Genomic DNA, 17007 nt, shown 5'->3' on the forward strand with positions numbered 1-17007 from the left:
TTCAAACCAGCGCGAGTTCGATTCGGCGCCCGACCACCGCTGCGGCACGTTGCAGCGTTTCTATGGTGACATTGCCGTCAGCCGGGTCGAGCACCCGGTCGATCTGCGTGCGGCTGGTGTGCATCAGGCTCGCCAGCTTCGATTTGCTAAGGCCGCGCTCGCGCATCGCGTCAGCCAGTTGCCAGGCGATGACTTCCTTGATGGCTTTGGCCTGAAACTCGGCCAGAACGCCTTCTTCTTCCAGAAAGCTGTCTAGACTCGGACCCCGATGCCGGTTCTCAGGCTTGCTGTCAGCCATCTTCAATCTCCTTCTGCCGCTTGCGGGCCAGTGCCAGATCGGGCGCGGGCGTCTTCTGCGACTTCTTGATGAACCCATGCACCGCATAGAGTTCACCGCCGTGGAAGCAGAACAGCACGCGGGCGATGGTTCCATCGGCAAGCGATGTCCGCACCTCAAACAAGCCCTTACCCATAGGCCTGACCAGCGGCATACCAATCGGCCAACGAAACTGGACACGCTGCAAGTCCTGTCCGATGTCCCGCCGATTGGCTGGCGGCAAACCGAGGAGCCAATCGCGGACCGGAACATTGCCTGCGACCGTCTGATAGAAGACGAGTTCGATACGCGACGGATTTACGCCATCGACCATGACTCTAAATGCACCATATAAAGTACATTGTCAATCGACTTGCGCGTCGCGCCTACCCCGCAATCCCCGCTGCCGCCAGCACCGCCAGCGTCAGGATATCCGGCGCGATCGAGGTCATTGCCGCGATCTGCACGGGCTTTTCCATGCCGATCAGCATCGGGCCGATCACCGCGTTGCCCGCCAGTTCGCGCAGCAGCTTGGCGGAGATGTTGGCCGATTGCAGGCCGGGCATGATCAGCACGTTGGCCGGGCCAGACAGGCGGCTGAACGGGTAGCTGGCCATCACCTTGGGGTTGAGCGCGGCATCGGGCGCCATTTCGCCTTCGTATTCGAAGTTCGGCTTCTGCTCGTCGAGAATGGCGACGGCACTGCGGATTTCATCGAGCCAGCGGCCGCTGGGATTGCCGAAGGTGGAGTACGAGAGGAACGCCACGCGCGGTTCGTGGCCCATGCGGCGGGCGACGGCGGCGGTTTCGGTGGCGATGTGGGCCAGTTCGGCGGCGTTCGGGCGCTCGTTCACGGTCGTATCGGCGAGGAACACGGTGTAGTTCTTCGCGATCATCATGTGGATGCCGAACGGCAGGTGGCCAGCCTTGGGATCGAGCACCTGGCGCACTTCCTTGATGGTCTGCGCGAACGTGCGGGTCATGCCCGAGATCATCGCATCACCATGGCCCAGCGCGACGAGCAGCGAGGCGAACACATTCCGGTCCTGATTGACCATGCGCCGCACATCGCGCTCAAGGAAGCCGCGCCGCTGGAGCCGTTCGTAGAGGTACTTCACCATTTCCGGCACGAGCGGGGAAACGGCGGAGTTGTGGATCTCGAAGCTGTCCGGATCGCCCACGCCGAGTTCGGTGAGCAGGTTGTGCACCGCCTGCGTGCGGCCGACGAGCACCGGGGTGCCATAGCCGAAATCGCGGTACTGGATCGCCGCGCGCAGCACGACTTCGTTCTCTGCTTCGGCAAAGACGACGCGCTTCGGGTTCTCCTTGACCTGCTGGTAGACGCTGGTGAGCGCCGAAGTCGTGGGGTTGAGGCGCGCCTTGAGTTCGGTGCGGTAGGCGTCGAAATCTTCGATCGGCTTTTGCGCGACGCCCGAATCCATCGCCGCCTTGGCGACGGCGGAGGAGACGACTTCCATCAGGCGCGGATCGAACGGCGCAGGGATGATGTAATCGAGCCCGAAGGTATGGTTCTGGCCGTAAGCGGCGGCCACTTCCTCGGGCACCGCTTCGCGGGCCAGTTCGGCGATGGCGCGGGCGGCGGCAATCTTCATTTCCTCGTTGATGGCGGTGGCCCGCACATCGAGCGCGCCGCGGAAGATGAAGGGGAAACCCAGCACGTTGTTGACCTGGTTCGGATAGTCCGAACGGCCCGTGGCGACGATGCAATCGGGCCGCGCCGCCTTGGCTTCGGGCGGGGTGATTTCGGGGTCAGGGTTGGCCATCGCGAAGATGATCGGCTGGGGAGCCATCTTCTTGACCATTTCGGGCGTGACCGCGCCCTGCACCGAAAGGCCGAGGAAGATATCGGCCCCCTGCATCGCTTCTTCGAGCGTGCGGTGCGGGGTATCGATGGCGTGGGCGGACTTGAACTGATCGACGCCCGCGCGGCCGATGTAGATCACGCCCTTGCTGTCGCACATCGTCACGTTGGTGTGGCGCACGCCCATCGCCTTGATGAGCGCGGTGCAGGCAATGGCCGCCGCGCCCGCGCCGTTCACCACGACCTTGACGTCGGCCAGATTGCGACCGGTGAGGAAGCAGGCATTGAGCAGGCCGGCGGCGGAAATGATCGCGGTGCCGTGCTGGTCATCGTGCATCACCGGGATCTTGAGGCGCTCTTTCAGCGCTTGTTCGATGATGAAGCATTCGGGCGCCTTGATATCCTCAAGGTTGATGCCGCCAAAGCTCGGCTCCATCAGCGTGACCGCATCGATGATCGCCTGCGGATCTTCGGTGGCGAGTTCGATGTCGATCGAATCGACATCGGCAAAGCGCTTGAACAGCACCGCCTTGCCTTCCATCACCGGCTTGGAAGCCAGCGCGCCAAGATTGCCGAGGCCGAGGATGGCCGTGCCGTTGGAGATCACCGCAACAAGGTTGCCCTTGGCGGTATAATCATAAGCCGTGGCGGGATCTTCGGCGATGGCGCGCACCGGCACGGCGACGCCCGGCGAATAGGCGAGGCTGAGATCGCGCTGCGTCGCCATCGGCTTCGAAGCGATGATCTCGATCTTACCGGGACGGATCGTGTTGTGATAGAACAGCGCTTCCCGTTCGGTGAAGCGAACATTGCTCTCGTCGGTCATCCCAATCCCCCCTGGCGCGCGCTTGGTTGGCCCGCTGCAAACCCCGCGATGCAGGGAGCGCGCCTCAAGCACTCAACTGATTACAAATCCTTAGAACGCCAGTTCGGAAAACCCAAGGGGCGCACCGCGAAAAGCAGGCTGCGGCCTTCCTGCCAGACCAGCTGTAGCCGCGAATCCGGATGGCGCGGAAGGCCGGTGTCGATCAGCCATACGTAGTCCACCCGATCAATCGGCGCATACTTCAGCGCGGTATCAACGCTGCGCATCCGCCCGCCCTGACACGCGCGCGACCACACGAATTCCGAAGGATCGGCCGTGAAATTGCGCCCCGGACGGAAGCGCGGGATCACCATGTGGAGGCCCGGCACGGCCCAGTTGTCGTTTACCCACGCTTGCCGGTAAAGGCTGGCGAGGCTGGCGAGGTGATCGCGCCGGGTGTTGCGCCACGATTCCTCGATGCAAGAATGTTCAACGAACGCGAGCACACGGCTACCCGGCTCGACATGATGGAGCGCGGAGAGCTGCTTGCGATAATCGTCGGCATAATCGGCGAAGCTGGCAGCAGTGACGACAAGGCGCGTGCCCAGCAGCAGCATGCCGGCAAAGGCAATCATCCGCGCCCGTTCGAAGGCCGCGCCGCTCCAGTCCTGAAGCCCGAGCAGCAGCATGCAGGCAACGGGAAGCAGGCGCACATCGACGAAGGCGCTGCCGTTGATATCGCTGGGGATCGCGATGAACAGCAGGAATACCAGCAGCCCCGGCAGGCCCAGCTGCCAGTTCCACCGCGCGCCCAGCAGCCAGCCCAGCAGGATCAGCGCAAAACAGGCAATGGTAGTGGTGCCATCGAGCAGCTGCGACTGATCGCGCAGCGTCAGCACGAAATACCAGGCCTTCTGATCCCACCGCCAGCGGTTCATGCTGTGCGCTGGATCGGGCGAGAAATACTTCCACAGCACGATCGTGACGACGGTGGCGATCAGCGGCCAGCACAGCACGAACAGCCGCTTTGCCATCGCGCGCCAGTCCTGTTCATCCCGCAGGCGCTGCCACTGCGCCGGACGCCACCAGCCCGCAGGCAGCCGATCAAGCTCGCGGCCCAAGGCATTGGCGCCGACCAGCAGGCCCAGCAGCAGGCCGCCGATGGCATGGCACAGCATCGCCACAGGCTGCGCGACGATCAGCAGGGCCGCGCGTTGTTTGGGTTTGTCTTCCAGCCAGACGGCGACCGCGAAAGCCATCAGCGAGAGGCCAGTGGCGAGGATATAGTTGAGGAAGCCGGTCAGCAGCGGAAAGCTGAACACAAACATCAGCGCCCACGGCGCGCCATGCCCGCCCTTGGGATTGAGCACGCGGATCGTGGCGAGGCAGCCGCCCGCAAACAGTCCGGTGGCGAGCACCGTGCTCCACCAGCCCGCAGCGAGGATGCCGAACTGCGCGCCGATCAGCTTTGCCAGCACATCGCCGCCGATGTTGAGCGTGAACACCCACTTCCACGAGAAATACTTGAGCAGCGGATTGCCCGGCCGCGCCGCCTCGATCGCGGCGGCACCCATGTGGCCCGGCACATCGATCAGCGGCGGCACTTCGACCAGCGCGAAGGGCAGGCACACCAGCAGGACGGCAATGATGATACCGGGCACACTAAGCCAGGGCAGCGCCGCCGCCCGTTCCCAAAGCCCCCTCAGGCTGATCATCAATGTCTTGTCGCGAACCTGCATTGACCTCAGTTCACTCTCGTATCGGCCTCACCGCCCTACCAGTCTGGCCGAGATGTCCCGGCACATCATCCTGACAGACCCCCGGAAGCACCCGCTCCCCAAGATCCTTTGAAGCATTCCGCCTGCCCATGCCCGGAGATGTTCATATCCGGTGCCGATTGTTTGAGAAACCGCTGCAGCTGGTCTAGCCACCAGCGCGTGAGCCCCCATGCCCCAACTCCGATGATGGCGCAATATCTGGCGCTGAAAGCCCAAGCAGACGGCTGCCTGCTGTTCTACCGCATGGGCGATTTCTTCGAACTGTTCTTCGAGGACGCGAAGATCGCCGCCAGCGTGCTCGATATCGCGCTGACCAGCCGGGGCGAACACGGCGGCGTGCCGATCCCGATGTGCGGCGTGCCGGTCCATTCGGCGGAAGGCTATCTCGCGCGCCTGATTCGCGCCGGGTGCCGCGTGGCCATCGCCGAACAGACCGAAACGCCCGAAGAAGCGCGCAAACGCGGCGGTTCGAAGGCGCTGGTGGCGCGCGATATCGTCCGCTTCGTGACCGCGGGGACGCTGACCGAAGACGCGCTGCTCGAACCGCGCCGCGCCAATGTGCTCGCGGCGGTGTGCGTGGTGCGCGGGACCGCGGGCCTTGCCGCCTGCGACATCTCCACCGGGCGGATGGAGCTGGAGGAATGCGCGCCCGAAGCCATTGCCGCTGCACTGGCCCGGCTGGGCGCGACCGAACTGGTGATGGCGGAGGAATGCGGGCTCGATCTCCCCGAAGCGGGCCCGCGCCCCGCGCGCGCCTTCGATTCGCAGCGCGGCACAGACCGGCTGATGGCGCTGCACGGCGTGGCAACGCTGGACGGGTTCGGCACGTTCAGCCGCGCGATGCTGGCGGCGGCGGCCGGGCTGATCGACTATCTGGAACATGTCGGGCGCGGCACCCTGCCGTTGCTGCTGCCGCCGGTGGTGCGCGAAGCGAACGCCTTCATGGCGATGGACGAGGCGACGCGGGCCAGCCTTGAGATCCTCAGCGCCAGCGGGGGCGGGCGCAAGGGCAGCCTGATCGAGGCGATCGACCGCTGCGTGACCAGCGCGGGCGCGCGGCTGCTGGCCGAAGACCTTGCCGCGCCGCTGACCGACCTTGCCGCGATCCGGGCGCGGCTGGAGCTCGTCAGCTGGCTGCATGATGATCCGCTGCTGCGCGGCGACCTTCGCGCCGTGCTGCGCGCCGCGCCCGATCTGGGCCGCGCGCTGGGCCGCGTGGTGGCGGGGCGCGGCTCCCCGCGTGATCTGGGGCAATTGCGCGACGGGCTGGGTGAGGCGCAGCGGGTGCAGGCCGTGCTGGCCGCGCGCAGCGACCGTCCCGCACTGGCCGATGCGCTCGTTCCCGCACTGGGCGGACATGGCGCGCTGATCGATCAGTTTGCCCGCGCGCTCGTGCCCGCACCGCCGACCGAACGCGCCAGCGGCGGGTTTATCGCGGCGGGCTATGACGCGGCGCTCGATGCCTTGCGCGATGCAGCGGGCAATTCGCGCCGCGCGATTGCGGCGCTGGAGGCGCGCTACCGCGAGGAGACGGGGACGCCCGCGCTCAAGATCCGCCACAACGGCGTGCTGGGCTATTTCATCGAAGTGCCCGCGCGCCATGCCGACCGGCTGATGCAGCCGGACAGCGGCTTCACCCACCGCCAGACGATGGCGGGCGCGGTGCGCTTCAATGCGCTGGCGCTGCACGAGGAAGCGAGCCGAATCGCCGAAGCGGGCGGCCATGCGCTGGCGGCGGAAGAAGCGCATTTCGAGGACCTGACCGCCCGCGCCGTGGCCGCACGCGAAGCCATCGCGCGGACGGCGGCGGCGCTGGCGCGGATCGATGTGGCTGCCGGGCAGGCAGAACGCGCTGCGGAAGGCGGCTGGTGCCTGCCGCAGCTTTCGGACGATACCGCGCTCAACATTCGCGGCGGACGGCATCCGGTGGTCGAAGCCGCACTGGCGGGGCGCGGGGAGCGCTTTGTCGCCAATGACTGCGCGCTTTCGCCGCATGATCGGCTCTGGCTGATCGGCGGGCCGAACATGGGCGGCAAGTCCACCTTCCTGCGCCAAAATGCGCTGATCGTGATCCTCGCGCAGGCGGGTGGGTTCGTGCCTGCCGTGGCTGCCGAAATCGGCATTGTCGACCGCCTGTTCAGCCGGGTCGGCGCGGCGGACAATCTGGCGCGCGGGCGCTCGACCTTCATGGTCGAGATGGTCGAGACGGCGGCGATCCTCGCGCAAGCAGGCGAACGCAGCTTCGTGATCCTCGATGAAGTGGGGCGCGGCACCTCCACTTATGATGGCCTTGCGCTGGCGTGGGCCGTGGCCGAAGCGGTGCATGAAGTAAACCGTTCGCGCTGCCTGTTCGCGACGCATTACCACGAACTCGCGCGGCTGGCGGAAAGCTGCGACGCGCTTTCGCTCCACCATGTCCGCGCGCGGGAATGGAAGGGCGATCTGGTGCTGCTGCACGAGCTGGCCGAAGGGCCTGCAGACAAGAGCTACGGCCTTGCCGTGGCGCGCCTCGCCGGAGTGCCCGCGCCAGTGGTGAAGCGCGCGAAGTCGGTGCTCGACCGGCTGGAAAAGGGCCGCGCCGCGACCGGCGGGCTGGCGGCGGGGCTGGATGATCTGCCGCTGTTCGCCGCTGCGATCGAAGCCGCCGAGGAAAAGGTCGATGCGCTGCGCGAGAAGCTGGGGGCCATCGACATCGATTCGCTGAGCCCCAAGGCCGCGCTCGATCTGCTGTATGATCTGAAGCGCGAATTGTGAGCGTGCGGCGCGCCTTGCTGCTGGCCTTGCTGGCGTGCCTGGCGGTTCCGCTGGCCGCCAAGGCCCCTGAACAGCCGGTCCAGCTCGATCAGGAACTCTATCGCACCGTGGTGGAACGGGTGCGCGAGGGCGAGACTTTCTACCCGGCGACGATGGCGGCGCAGCGCGCACGGCAATACCCGGTGCAGCCTGCGCTCGCCGTCCGCCCGCCGACGATGACGTGGCTGCTGGCGCTGCTGCCAAGCACGGCCACACGCACCGCCGCCCTGATCGCGCTGCTGTTCGGCGCGCTGATTGCGCTGCGGCAGAGCCTTGCGGACCGACCGACTGCCGAGGCGCTCGGCATGGTAGTGCTGGCCGTCGCGGGGCTGTTCGGCGCGTTCTTTCCGGACAATGTCTATCTGCACGAGCAATGGAGCGTGCTGCTGATCATGCTCTCGCTCGCCGCGCATCGGCGGGCGTGGCTGATGGTGGGCCTTGCGCTGCTGGCGGTACTGGTGCGCGAGACGGCGCTGGCGTGGCTGGCGGCCATTGCGGTGTATGGGCTGTGGCAGCGGGACTGGAAGCGCGCGGGGCTGGCAGTTAGCGCCATCGTGGTGGCAGGCGGGCTATGGTTGATCCACGCGCAATTTGTGACAGCACAGATCCAGCCCGGAGACCTCACCTCCCCCGGCTGGGTGCGCTTCGGCGGCCTCCCACTTGTGATCGACGCGCTACGCCGCAATCTGGTGCTCACCGGCCTGCCCGGCCCGCTGGTGCTGGCGCTGGTCGCTGCTTCGCTCGCGGCGATGCTGCGCTGGGGCCGCGAAATGGAGCGCACCGCCGCCATCGGCAGCGCAGGGTTCCTTGCCGCGCTCACCGTGTTCGGTAGGCCCGACAACGGCTATTGGGGCTTCATGGCCGCGCCGTTCGTGCTGCTGGGGCTGCCGCTACTCGCGCGGCAGGCGCTGCGCCGCAAGCAAGCCTAGCGGCAGCAGCGCGAAGCCGATCTGACCGGCGAGGCCGAGCATGCCTGCGGGCCTGGCTATCGCTTCCAGCATCATTTGCGGCGTTTGTCCGAGAGACAGGCCGAATACCACTTCGCAAGCCATGCCCGTTGCGAATGCAACCAAGCCCATTGCGGAAGCCGTCTTCGGCGCAGCAATGGCCCAGCGGCGAAGGCACCAGCGCGCCAGCGGTGTGCAGGCCGCCAGCATGAGCGATACTTCGACGGCAACCGCCGCGAACGCGCCGATCCTCGGGGCGACCAGCAATGTCCGCACCACGCCAAACATAAAGCCGAACCCGAAACCGAACACGCCAAAGGCAACGCCCGACCTGATTGCGGCGCTGCCGGTCATGCCATCATACGCCGAGAAACAGCCCTGCGAGCGCCGCGCTCATCAAATTGCTGAGCGCGCCTGCCGCCAGCGCCTTCATCCCCAGCTTCGCGATCACCGGGCGCTGGTTCGGCGCAAGGCTGCCCGAAACCGCCATCTGGATCGCGATCGAGCTGAAGTTGGCAAAGCCGCACAGCGCAAAGGTGACAATGGCCACCGTGTGCGCGGAAAGGTCTTTCGCTGCGCCCAGATCGATGAAGGCGACGAATTCGTTGAGCACGATCTTGGTGCCGAACAGGCCGCCCGCCTGCGCCGCTTCGGCCCAGTTGGGCGCGCCGAGGAGGAGGAATACGGGGGCGAAGATTGCGCCGAGGATCTGCTGGAACGACAGGCCGGGCTGTCCGATCCATGCGCCGATGCTGCCAAGAATGCCATTGGCCATCGCGACAAGCGCCACGAACGCGAGCACCATCGCGCCCACCGCCACTGCCAGCTTCACACCGGTCTGCGCGCCCTGGCTGGCGGCCATGATGAGGTTGGCGGGGCGTTCCTCGTCCGGCGTGGATACTACTGCGATATGTGGATTGTGCAGCGGCGTATCGTCATGCGCGTGCTCGGGCGGCGGCACATCGGGCATGATCAGCTTGGCCATCAGCACGCCGCCCGGCGCGGACATGAACGCGGCGGCGACGAGATAGTCCACGCGGATGCCCATCGCGGCATAAGCGGCGAGGATCGTGCCCGCGACACCCGCCATGCCCACGCTCATCACCGTGAACATCTGCGAAGGGCTGAGCGCGGCGAGATAGGGCCGGATCACCAAGGGCGATTCGCTCTGGCCGACGAAGATGTTGGAAGCCGCGCACAGCGCCTCGACCCGGCTGATGCCGGTGACCTTTTCCAGCCCCCCGCCGATCCAGCGGATCACCAGTTGCATGATCCCGAGGTAGTAGAGGATCGAGATCAGCGCCGCGAAGAACACGATGGTCGGCAGCGCGGCGATGGCAAAGCTGCGCCCGCCAATGGCCGGATCGGCCAGCGGACCGAACAGGAAGGCAACACCCGCCTTGGCATAGCCAAGCAGCCCTTCGACCCCCGCCGCAGCGCCTTGCAGCGCGGCATTGCCCGGCGGAAACCACAGCACCAGCGCGGCAAAGCCAACCTGCAGCGCAAAGGCCGGAGCCACGACGCGCAGCCGAATCGCGCGGCGGTTGGACGAAAGCAGCAGGGCCGCCAGCAGAATCAGCGCCATGCCGGCGAGGCTCATCAATACGCGCATCGCCAGCTGGCCGCTCCCCTCCAGTACCCCTGTGCACCACGGCTTAAGCGGGATTTGGCGCAGGGTCAAAATCCCGCTAGCTCTTGGCCATGCAGGATCAGGACCAAGCCCCCGCCATTCCCACCGGTCTCTTCGCCTTTGCCCTCCTTTATGGCGGGCTGGTGGTGCTGGCAGGTGTGCTGGGAACCAAGATCGCGGCGCTGGGGCACTGGCCGCTGCTGGGCGATCTGGCGGTGGAAAGCGGCATCTTCGCGTTCCTGCTGCTGGTGGTGATGGCCAGCGCCGTGGCCGAACTTTATGGCAAGGACGCCGCCAACCGGCTGGTGCGCTTCGGTTTCGTGCCGCTCATCGCCTCGATGCTGCTGCTCACTTTCGTGATCAACGTGGTGCCTCCCGCACCGTTCTGGAGCGATCAGGAACCTTATGCCCGCCTGCTGGGCCAGGGTGCGCGGATGCAGTTTGCGGGCCTCATTTCCTACGGCACCTCGCAGACGCTCAACGTCTACGTCTTTTCGAAGCTCGCTGGCGGGCGGGGCAAACTGCTGATGCTGCGCGCGTGGATTGCCAGCCTGCTCAGCCAGATGGTCGATACGCTGATCTTCATCACCATCTCGTTCGCCGGGGTGAAGGACGCAGCGGGCGTACCGCTGCCCATCGGCGAGATCATGGCGGGGCAGATCGCGGCAAAGCTGGTGCTCTCCACGATCATGGTGCCCCCGCTGATCTGGGCCTTCGTGCAATTGGGCCGCAAGCTCGACAGCACGCGCTGATATTGCACCTTGGGGCTGCTTGGTCCAAAGCGCAGCGCATCATGGCAACCACGCACGATCCCGCAGCCGACGACGCCGCCCATCACAAGGCGATGCTCGCCAAGGCCGAAACCCTCACCGAGGCGCTGCCTTACCTGCAGCGATACGCGGGCAAGACCTTCGTGGTGAAATATGGCGGCCACGCGATGGGTGATCCTGAACTGGCGCAGGATTTCGCCGAGGACATCGTGCTGCTGAAAGCGGTCGGCATCAATCCGGTCGTCGTTCACGGCGGCGGGCCGCAGATCGGCCGGATGCTCAAGGCGCTCGGCATCGAATCGCGCTTCGTTGACGGCCTGCGCGTGACCGACAAGCAGACCGCCGAAGTGGCCGAAATGGTGCTGGCCGGCGCGATCAACAAGGAACTCGTCAGCTGGATCGCCCGCGCGGGCGGCAAGGCCATCGGCATTTCCGGCAAGGATGGCGGCATGGTCATCGCCCGCAAGGTCGAAGCCAAGAAGGCCCCCAAGGCGATCAACGATGCGGAAAGCGGCGAGGCGATTGTCGTCGATCTGGGCTTCGTGGGCGAACCGGCGCGAATCGATACCACGGTGATCGACACGATTACCGCCGCCAACATGATCCCGGTGATCGCCCCCATCGGCGTGGGCGAAGACGGCGAGACCTACAACATCAACGCCGATACGATGGCGGGCGCGATTGCCGCAGCGCTCGGCGCGGCGCGGCTGTTCCTCCTCACCGACGTTCCCGGCGTGCTTGACAAGGAGCGCCGCCTGCTGACCGATCTGACGCCTGCGGACATCACCCGCCTGGCCGAGGATGGCACGATCAGCGGCGGCATGATCCCCAAGCTCGAAACGTGCGTCCACGCGGTTGAGGCCGGGTGCGAGGCCGCGGTCGTGCTCGATGGCCGCGTACCGCATGCCATGCTGATCGAGATCTTCACCGCACGCGGCGCGGGCACGCTCATCCGCGCCTGAACTTTGGCCGGGTGCGGGGAACCGGCTTGATGGCGCGGCGTTTGGATCACATGATCCGACACGCTCTTTGCACGGTCACGCTATTGGCGCTTTGCGCCTGCAACGCAGCCGCCCCGACACCTCCGCCCGAGCCAACGGGCGCGAAGTTTGCCAGCCCCCCGCAGCCATCACCCGCCCGGCCGCCCAGTTCGCGCGATCCCGATGTGGTCCTGCGCGCGTGGGGCGATGCGTTTGAAGCGCGGGACTGGGTGACAGCCCGCGCTTTCTGGGGCGATCAGGGCGCGCGCAGCGGCCTGACAGAAGAGGACTTTGCGGCGCGTTGGGCCGGGCTGCACTATCCGAAAGTGACGCTGGCCAAGGGCACGAGCGAAGGTGCGGCGGGTTCGCTCTACTATACCGCGCCGATCACGATCACAGATGGCGCGCGGGTGATCACCGGCGAGATCGTGCTGCGCCGGGCCAACGACGTCGATGGCGCCACTCCGGAGCAATTGCGCTGGCATATCGAGAGCACCACGCTGGCCCCCTGAAATCGCCCAAATCTCGTGCTGCAGCTCTGGACATTTTTGTATGCAACACATACAAGTTTGTCCGTCGCCGTAGGTCGTTCGGCGAGGGGGCCCTTGTGGCCTTGGGAGAGGGTCGGCTAGGAGCGTGCTCTCCTCGCTGACATAGGGAATGCGCAATGCTGTTGTTCACGCTGGTCTCGGCCATTTCGCAGCTGATCGATATCGTCGTGATGGTGGTGATCGTGCAGTTCGTGCTGAGCCTGCTGATCGCCTTCAACGTGGTGAACACCCACAACAAGGCGGTCTCCGCCGTGTGGACCGCGCTGAACGCCATTCTCGATCCGCTGCTGAATCCGATCCGCCGGGTCATGCCGAACACCGGGGGCGTCGATTTCTCGCCGATGATCCTGATCTTCGGCCTGCGCCTGCTGGTTCAGCTCCTCTACTACCTCGCGCTAGCGGCCACGTCGGTCTGATCCAAACACGAAACGGGAAAAGCGCATGACTGCCGCGATCATCGATGGGAAGGCCTTTGCCGCGAACTTGCGCGTGAAGGTGGGAGAGCTTGCTGCCGCGTTCGAGGCAAAGGCAGGCCGCAAGGCGGGCCTTGCCGTCGTGCTGGTCGGCGAAGACCCCGCCAGCCAGGTCTACGTGCGCTCCAAGGGCAAGCAGACGGTGGAAGCGGGCATGGCCAGCTTCGAGCACAAGCTGCCCGCTGAGACGCCGGAAGCCGATCTCCTCGCGCTGATCGGTCAGCTGAATGTCGATCCGGCCGTCGATGGCATTCTCGTCCAGCTGCCGCTGCCTGCGCACATGGACGAGCAGAAGGTGATCGCCGCGATCAATCCGGACAAGGATGCCGATGGCTTCCACGTGACCAACGTGGGCCGTCTTACCGTGGGCCTGCCGGGCTTCGTGCCCTGCACCCCGCTGGGCTGCATCATGCTGCTGAAGGACCGGCTGGGCTCGCTCTCGGGGCTCGATGCAGTTGTCATTGGCCGCTCCAACATCGTCGGCAAGCCGATGGCGCAGCTGCTGCTGGCCGAAAGCTGCACTGTCACCGTCGCGCACAGCCGCACGAAGGATCTTCCCGCCGTCGTCCGCCGCGCCGATATCGTGGTGGCCGCCGTGGGCCGTCCGGAAATGGTCAAGGCAGACTGGATCAAGCCCGGCGCAACCGTGATCGACGTGGGCATCAACCGCGTTCCGGCGGCAGAGGAAGGCAAGACGCGGCTGGTCGGCGATGTGGACTATGCGGGCGTGATGGAAATCGCGGGCGCGGTCACCCCGGTGCCCGGCGGCGTCGGCCCGATGACCATCGCGGTGCTGCTGCGCAATGCGCTGGTGGCCGCCTATCGGGGTGCCGGGCTGGAGCTGGCAGCGGACGCGATCTGAGGCCCGGCCCGCATGACTGGCGGTCCGCAAGCCTGCCTTTCTATTGCCGCCTGCCTGCTCTAGGCAGGATGGCATGAAGCGGCTGATCCCTTTCGCCTTGCTTGCCCTTGCCCTGCCTGCGGCTGCGCAGGAGAGCCGGCCCGCGGTGACGCCCATCGGCAATCCCAGCGCGCTGATCGCGGCGGAAAGCGGCTTTGCGCGGGCAGCGCGCGAGAAAGGGCAGTGGACCGCCTTTGCCGCCACCGCGACCGACGAAGCCGAAATGTTCGTGCCGCAGCGGGTGCTCGCCAAGGTGTGGCTCAAGGGCCGGGCCAATCTGCCGCAGGCCGTGCAATGGCAGCCCAGCACCGTGTGGATCAGCTGCGATGGCAGCGCGGGCGTTACTTTTGGCGCATTTCAGGGCAACGGCACGGGCTGGTTCTCCACTGTTTGGCAGCGGCAGAAGAAGGGCGATTACAAGTGGGTACTCGATCAGGGCGGCGATCTGGCTGCGCCGCTGGCGGGCGCCGATTTCATCACCGGGAAAGTGGCCGATTGCCCGCCCCGCCCGCACCGCAATCCGCTGGCGGATGATCCGCCGCCTCCGCCCAAAGGCCAGCGCAAGCCCGACAAGGACGCGCCGCCTCCCCCGCGCCCGCTGGCAGGCCCGATCCCGGTGTTGGTCGCAGTGCCCGGAGCAGACAGCAAGGATGGCCGCTCGATCGACGGCACGCTCGCATGGCGCTCCACCGTGCTGCCCGGCGGCACGCGTGAATGGACCGTATGGTTGTGGCAGGACGGCAAGATGAACGAAGTGCTGAAGCGCACCGAAATCGCGAAGAACGAGGGCTGATCCGATGTGGGCGCTGTTTCTTTCCGCCTTCACCACGCTGTTCGTGGTGATCGATCCGCCCGGCTGCGCGCCGATCTACGCCGGGCTCACCGCCAACGCGACGCCGCGCCAGGCTTTCATCATGGCGGTGCGCGCCTGCCTGATCGCCAGCGGCATTCTGGTGGTGTTCGCACTGTTCGGCGAGGACCTGCTGGGTGCGCTCCACATCGAGCTCGACAGCTTCCGCATCGCGGGCGGCATCATGCTGTTCATGATCGCGCTCGACATGGTGTTCGAGAAGCGCACCGAGCGGCGCGAAGAACGGGCCGAGAAGGTGCGCACGGCACAGCCGCATGTGGAAGACGTTTCGGTGTTCCCGATGGCGATGCCGATGCTGGCAGGGCCGGGCTCGATCGCATCGGTCATGCTGCTCACCGCGCGGGCGCATGGCCTGCCGGAAACGCTGGTGATCCTTGGCGCACTGGCAACGGTCATGCTGCTCAGCTTCATCGCACTGGTCGCCGCAAGGCCGATCATCCGGGCGCTTGGCTCGCAAGTGGAGGCGGTGATCACCCGCCTGCTCGGCGTGCTGCTGGCGGCGCTTGCCGCGCAATTCGTGATCGATGGGCTGAAGGCGCAGTTCTGAGTCTTTTTCCCGCTCACGCGGGAGGCGGCAGCGGCCCGCTCCCCCGCCCGGCCATTCAGGGTACTCTCGTGGGTGGCCGGGCGGGGGAGCGGGCCGGTGCCGCATGCCCAAGGCGCATCTACTGAAGCGTCACCCGTCCATCATCCGAATCGCGGCGGCCAAAGAACTGCATCAGCTGCACCAGCAATTCGCAGCGCGTAGCAAGGCTGTCCGCTTCCAGCAGCGCCTGCTTGGCTGCGGCATCGAACGGCGCGATCTGGGAGACGCCGTTGATCAGCGAGACATCATCAAGCCGGCCGACCGAATCCCAATCGACCGAATAGCCCTGCGCTTCGGCAAAGCGGCGGGCCTCGCGCTCGAACGAGGCGCGTTCGACCGCACTGAGGCTCGCGCCCGCGTCGTCCTCGATCAGTTCGCCCTCGACCTGCCGGAACGGCGTCGTCACATCCAGCTCGCGCAGCAGGCGGAAGCGGGCGATCCCTTCGAGGATCACATTGTAGCGCCCGTCCTCCATCGCCTCGACTTCGCCGATCTTGCCAACGCAGCCGATCTGGAACAGCGGCGCGCCATCATACTGGCCCTGCGGCTGGATCATCGCGATGCGCCGATCCCGCACCAGCGAATCGGAAATCATCGACCGGTAGCGCGGCTCGAAGATGTGGAGCGGCAATTGCAGCCCGGGGAACAGCAGCGCCCCGGTCAGCGGAAAGATCGATAGGCGCACAGGGCGGCTGTCCTGTCCCATCGCTCTAGCCGAACAGCACGGTGGAAAGCTTGCGCCGGGTGGCCGCAACCCACGGATCCTCGAGACCGATGGCTTCGAAGATCTGAAGCAGGCGGGTGCGCGCGGCACCTTCGTTCCACGCCCGGTCCCGCGTGACCATGCCGAGCAGCAGGCTGGCCGCGCCATCGCGGTCGCCAGCGGCATAGAGGCCGTTGGCAAGCGCGAGTTCGGCGTCCATATCACCGCGATTGGCGGCGACGGCGGCGCGCAGGCCGTCAAGCTCGCTGGGTTCAGGGGCATCGGCAGCGAGCGCGAGCGCGGAGCGCGCCTGCGCCAGCGCCGGGTCTTCGGCCAGCTTGGGATCAAGCCCGGCGAGGACTTCCTCCGCAGCCGCCTTGTCACCCGCCAGCAGCAGCGCCCGAATCAGGCCGGAATGGGCCGCCGCGCTATCGGGCGCGATTTCGGCAATCTGCGCGAAAATCCCGATCGCGCGCTCGCCGTCGCCGCCCGCCAGCACTTCCTCACCCATGGCGAGCAGCGGAGCAATATCCTGCGCAGGTTCATCGCCCGCCTGGATCGGCAGGCGCGCCAGCATCTGATCGAGCATCTGGCGCAGCTGCGATTCGCTGCGGGCAGGCGTGAGATCGGCCACAGGCTGGCCCTGAAACATCGCATAGACCGTGGGGATCGAGCGCACCTGGAACTGCGCGGCGATGAACTGGTCCTCGTCCACGTTGATCTTGGCGAGAATCACGCCCTTGTCGGCATATTCGCCGCAGACCTTTTCCAGCACCGGGGTGAGCGCCTTGCACGGCCCGCACCATTCGGCCCAGAAATCGAGCACGACCAGCTTGGTCATCGAAGGTTCGACCACGGCCTTGCGGAAGCGGTCCACCGCTTTCTGTTCTTCGAGATTGAGGCCGAGGCTTGCCACTGGATGGTCTCCGCAACTGAAACTGGAACAATTGGTGAGTTCCCCATGTGGGCATCACGGGCCGTTCGGCAAGGGCATTTGCGGGCAAGTCATGCCACTGTGTTGGCCAAGGCGCATTTTTGCTGTTGCACGCACCACGCAGGGCAGCTAAGGGCGCGCTTCACC

Annotated in this window: 17 protein-coding genes; 9 read left to right on the forward strand and 8 right to left on the reverse strand. The window is 66.1% G+C overall.

Annotation, left to right across the window (positions count from 1 at the left end; translation table 11 throughout):
• Nucleotide 1 precedes the first annotated feature (1 nt).
• The 4 genes from CFE35_RS03305 to CFE35_RS03320 all read right to left on the reverse strand — a co-directional run bounded on the left by CFE35_RS03305 (nt 2) and on the right by CFE35_RS03320 (nt 4658).
• Nucleotides 2–298 carry a Fis family transcriptional regulator gene (locus CFE35_RS03305; RefSeq protein WP_292927938.1) on the reverse strand — a complete coding sequence of 99 codons (297 nt, stop codon included), beginning with the start codon at nt 296–298 and terminating at the stop codon, nt 2–4.
• Nucleotides 291–650, reverse strand: coding sequence for a type II toxin-antitoxin system RelE/ParE family toxin (locus CFE35_RS03310; protein WP_292927940.1), 360 nt, complete (start codon nt 648–650; stop codon nt 291–293). The genes CFE35_RS03305 and CFE35_RS03310 overlap by 8 nt, the downstream gene beginning before the upstream one ends.
• Before the next feature lie 52 nt (nt 651–702).
• Complete coding sequence (locus CFE35_RS03315) at nt 703–2964, reverse strand: NADP-dependent malic enzyme (protein WP_292927942.1); 2262 nt, start codon at nt 2962–2964, stop codon at nt 703–705.
• 80 nt (nt 2965–3044) lie between these two features.
• Nucleotides 3045–4658: a hypothetical protein gene (locus CFE35_RS03320; protein ID WP_292927944.1), complete on the reverse strand. Its 1614-nt coding sequence runs from the start codon at nt 4656–4658 to the stop codon at nt 3045–3047.
• Nucleotides 4659–4904: 246 nt separating this feature from the next.
• Between CFE35_RS03320 and mutS the strand changes: the two genes are divergently transcribed.
• Both mutS and CFE35_RS03330 read left to right on the forward strand, forming a co-directional pair.
• The gene (gene mutS, locus CFE35_RS03325; protein ID WP_292928843.1) at nt 4905–7475 is read left to right on the forward strand and encodes a DNA mismatch repair protein MutS; all 2571 of its coding nucleotides are present in this window, start codon (nt 4905–4907) and stop codon (nt 7473–7475) included.
• The gene (locus tag CFE35_RS03330; RefSeq protein ID WP_292927946.1) at nt 7472–8443 is read left to right on the forward strand and encodes a hypothetical protein; all 972 of its coding nucleotides are present in this window, start codon (nt 7472–7474) and stop codon (nt 8441–8443) included. The genes mutS and CFE35_RS03330 overlap by 4 nt, the downstream gene beginning before the upstream one ends.
• Here CFE35_RS03330 and CFE35_RS03335 read toward each other — a convergent pair.
• Nucleotides 8405–8815, reverse strand: coding sequence for a hypothetical protein (locus CFE35_RS03335; protein ID WP_292927948.1), 411 nt, complete (start codon nt 8813–8815; stop codon nt 8405–8407). The two genes, CFE35_RS03330 and CFE35_RS03335, sit on opposite strands and share 39 nt — an antisense overlap.
• A 4-nt stretch (nt 8816–8819) precedes the next feature.
• A complete protein-coding gene (locus tag CFE35_RS03340) occupies nt 8820–10073 on the reverse strand; it encodes a nucleoside transporter C-terminal domain-containing protein (protein WP_292927950.1) in 1254 nt (417 codons plus the stop codon).
• 89 nt (nt 10074–10162) lie between these two features.
• Between CFE35_RS03340 and CFE35_RS03345 the strand changes: the two genes are divergently transcribed.
• The 7 genes from CFE35_RS03345 (at nt 10163) to CFE35_RS03375 (ending at nt 15184) form a co-directional block, all read left to right on the forward strand.
• A complete protein-coding gene (locus CFE35_RS03345; RefSeq protein ID WP_292927952.1) occupies nt 10163–10843 on the forward strand; it encodes a queuosine precursor transporter in 681 nt (226 codons plus the stop codon).
• 41 nt (nt 10844–10884) lie between these two features.
• Nucleotides 10885–11823 carry an acetylglutamate kinase gene (gene argB, locus CFE35_RS03350; RefSeq protein ID WP_292927954.1) on the forward strand — a complete coding sequence of 313 codons (939 nt, stop codon included), beginning with the start codon at nt 10885–10887 and terminating at the stop codon, nt 11821–11823.
• Nucleotides 11824–11873: 50 nt separating this feature from the next.
• A complete protein-coding gene (locus CFE35_RS03355; protein ID WP_292927956.1) occupies nt 11874–12353 on the forward strand; it encodes a hypothetical protein in 480 nt (159 codons plus the stop codon).
• A 155-nt stretch (nt 12354–12508) separates the two neighbouring features.
• Entirely contained in the window at nt 12509–12808 is a 300-nt protein-coding gene (locus tag CFE35_RS03360; protein ID WP_292927958.1) for a YggT family protein, read from the forward strand.
• Between the two features lie 25 nt (nt 12809–12833).
• Complete coding sequence (folD, locus tag CFE35_RS03365) at nt 12834–13727, forward strand: bifunctional methylenetetrahydrofolate dehydrogenase/methenyltetrahydrofolate cyclohydrolase FolD (RefSeq protein WP_292927960.1); 894 nt, start codon at nt 12834–12836, stop codon at nt 13725–13727.
• Nucleotides 13728–13800: 73 nt separating this feature from the next.
• A complete protein-coding gene (locus tag CFE35_RS03370; protein WP_292927962.1) occupies nt 13801–14559 on the forward strand; it encodes a hypothetical protein in 759 nt (252 codons plus the stop codon).
• Nucleotides 14560–14563: 4 nt separating this feature from the next.
• Nucleotides 14564–15184 (forward strand): MarC family protein, encoded by a 621-nt coding sequence (locus tag CFE35_RS03375; protein WP_292927964.1) that lies wholly within the window; start codon nt 14564–14566, stop codon nt 15182–15184.
• Between the two features lie 118 nt (nt 15185–15302).
• Here the strand turns inward: CFE35_RS03375 and CFE35_RS03380 are convergent, their stop codons facing one another.
• Both CFE35_RS03380 and CFE35_RS03385 read right to left on the reverse strand, forming a co-directional pair.
• A complete protein-coding gene (locus CFE35_RS03380) occupies nt 15303–15929 on the reverse strand; it encodes an LON peptidase substrate-binding domain-containing protein (RefSeq protein ID WP_292927965.1) in 627 nt (208 codons plus the stop codon).
• 4 nt (nt 15930–15933) lie between these two features.
• Entirely contained in the window at nt 15934–16842 is a 909-nt protein-coding gene (locus CFE35_RS03385) for a tetratricopeptide repeat protein (RefSeq protein ID WP_292927967.1), read from the reverse strand.
• Between the last annotated feature and the right edge of the window lie 165 nt (nt 16843–17007).

The organism is Novosphingobium sp. PASSN1, assembly GCF_002278815.1.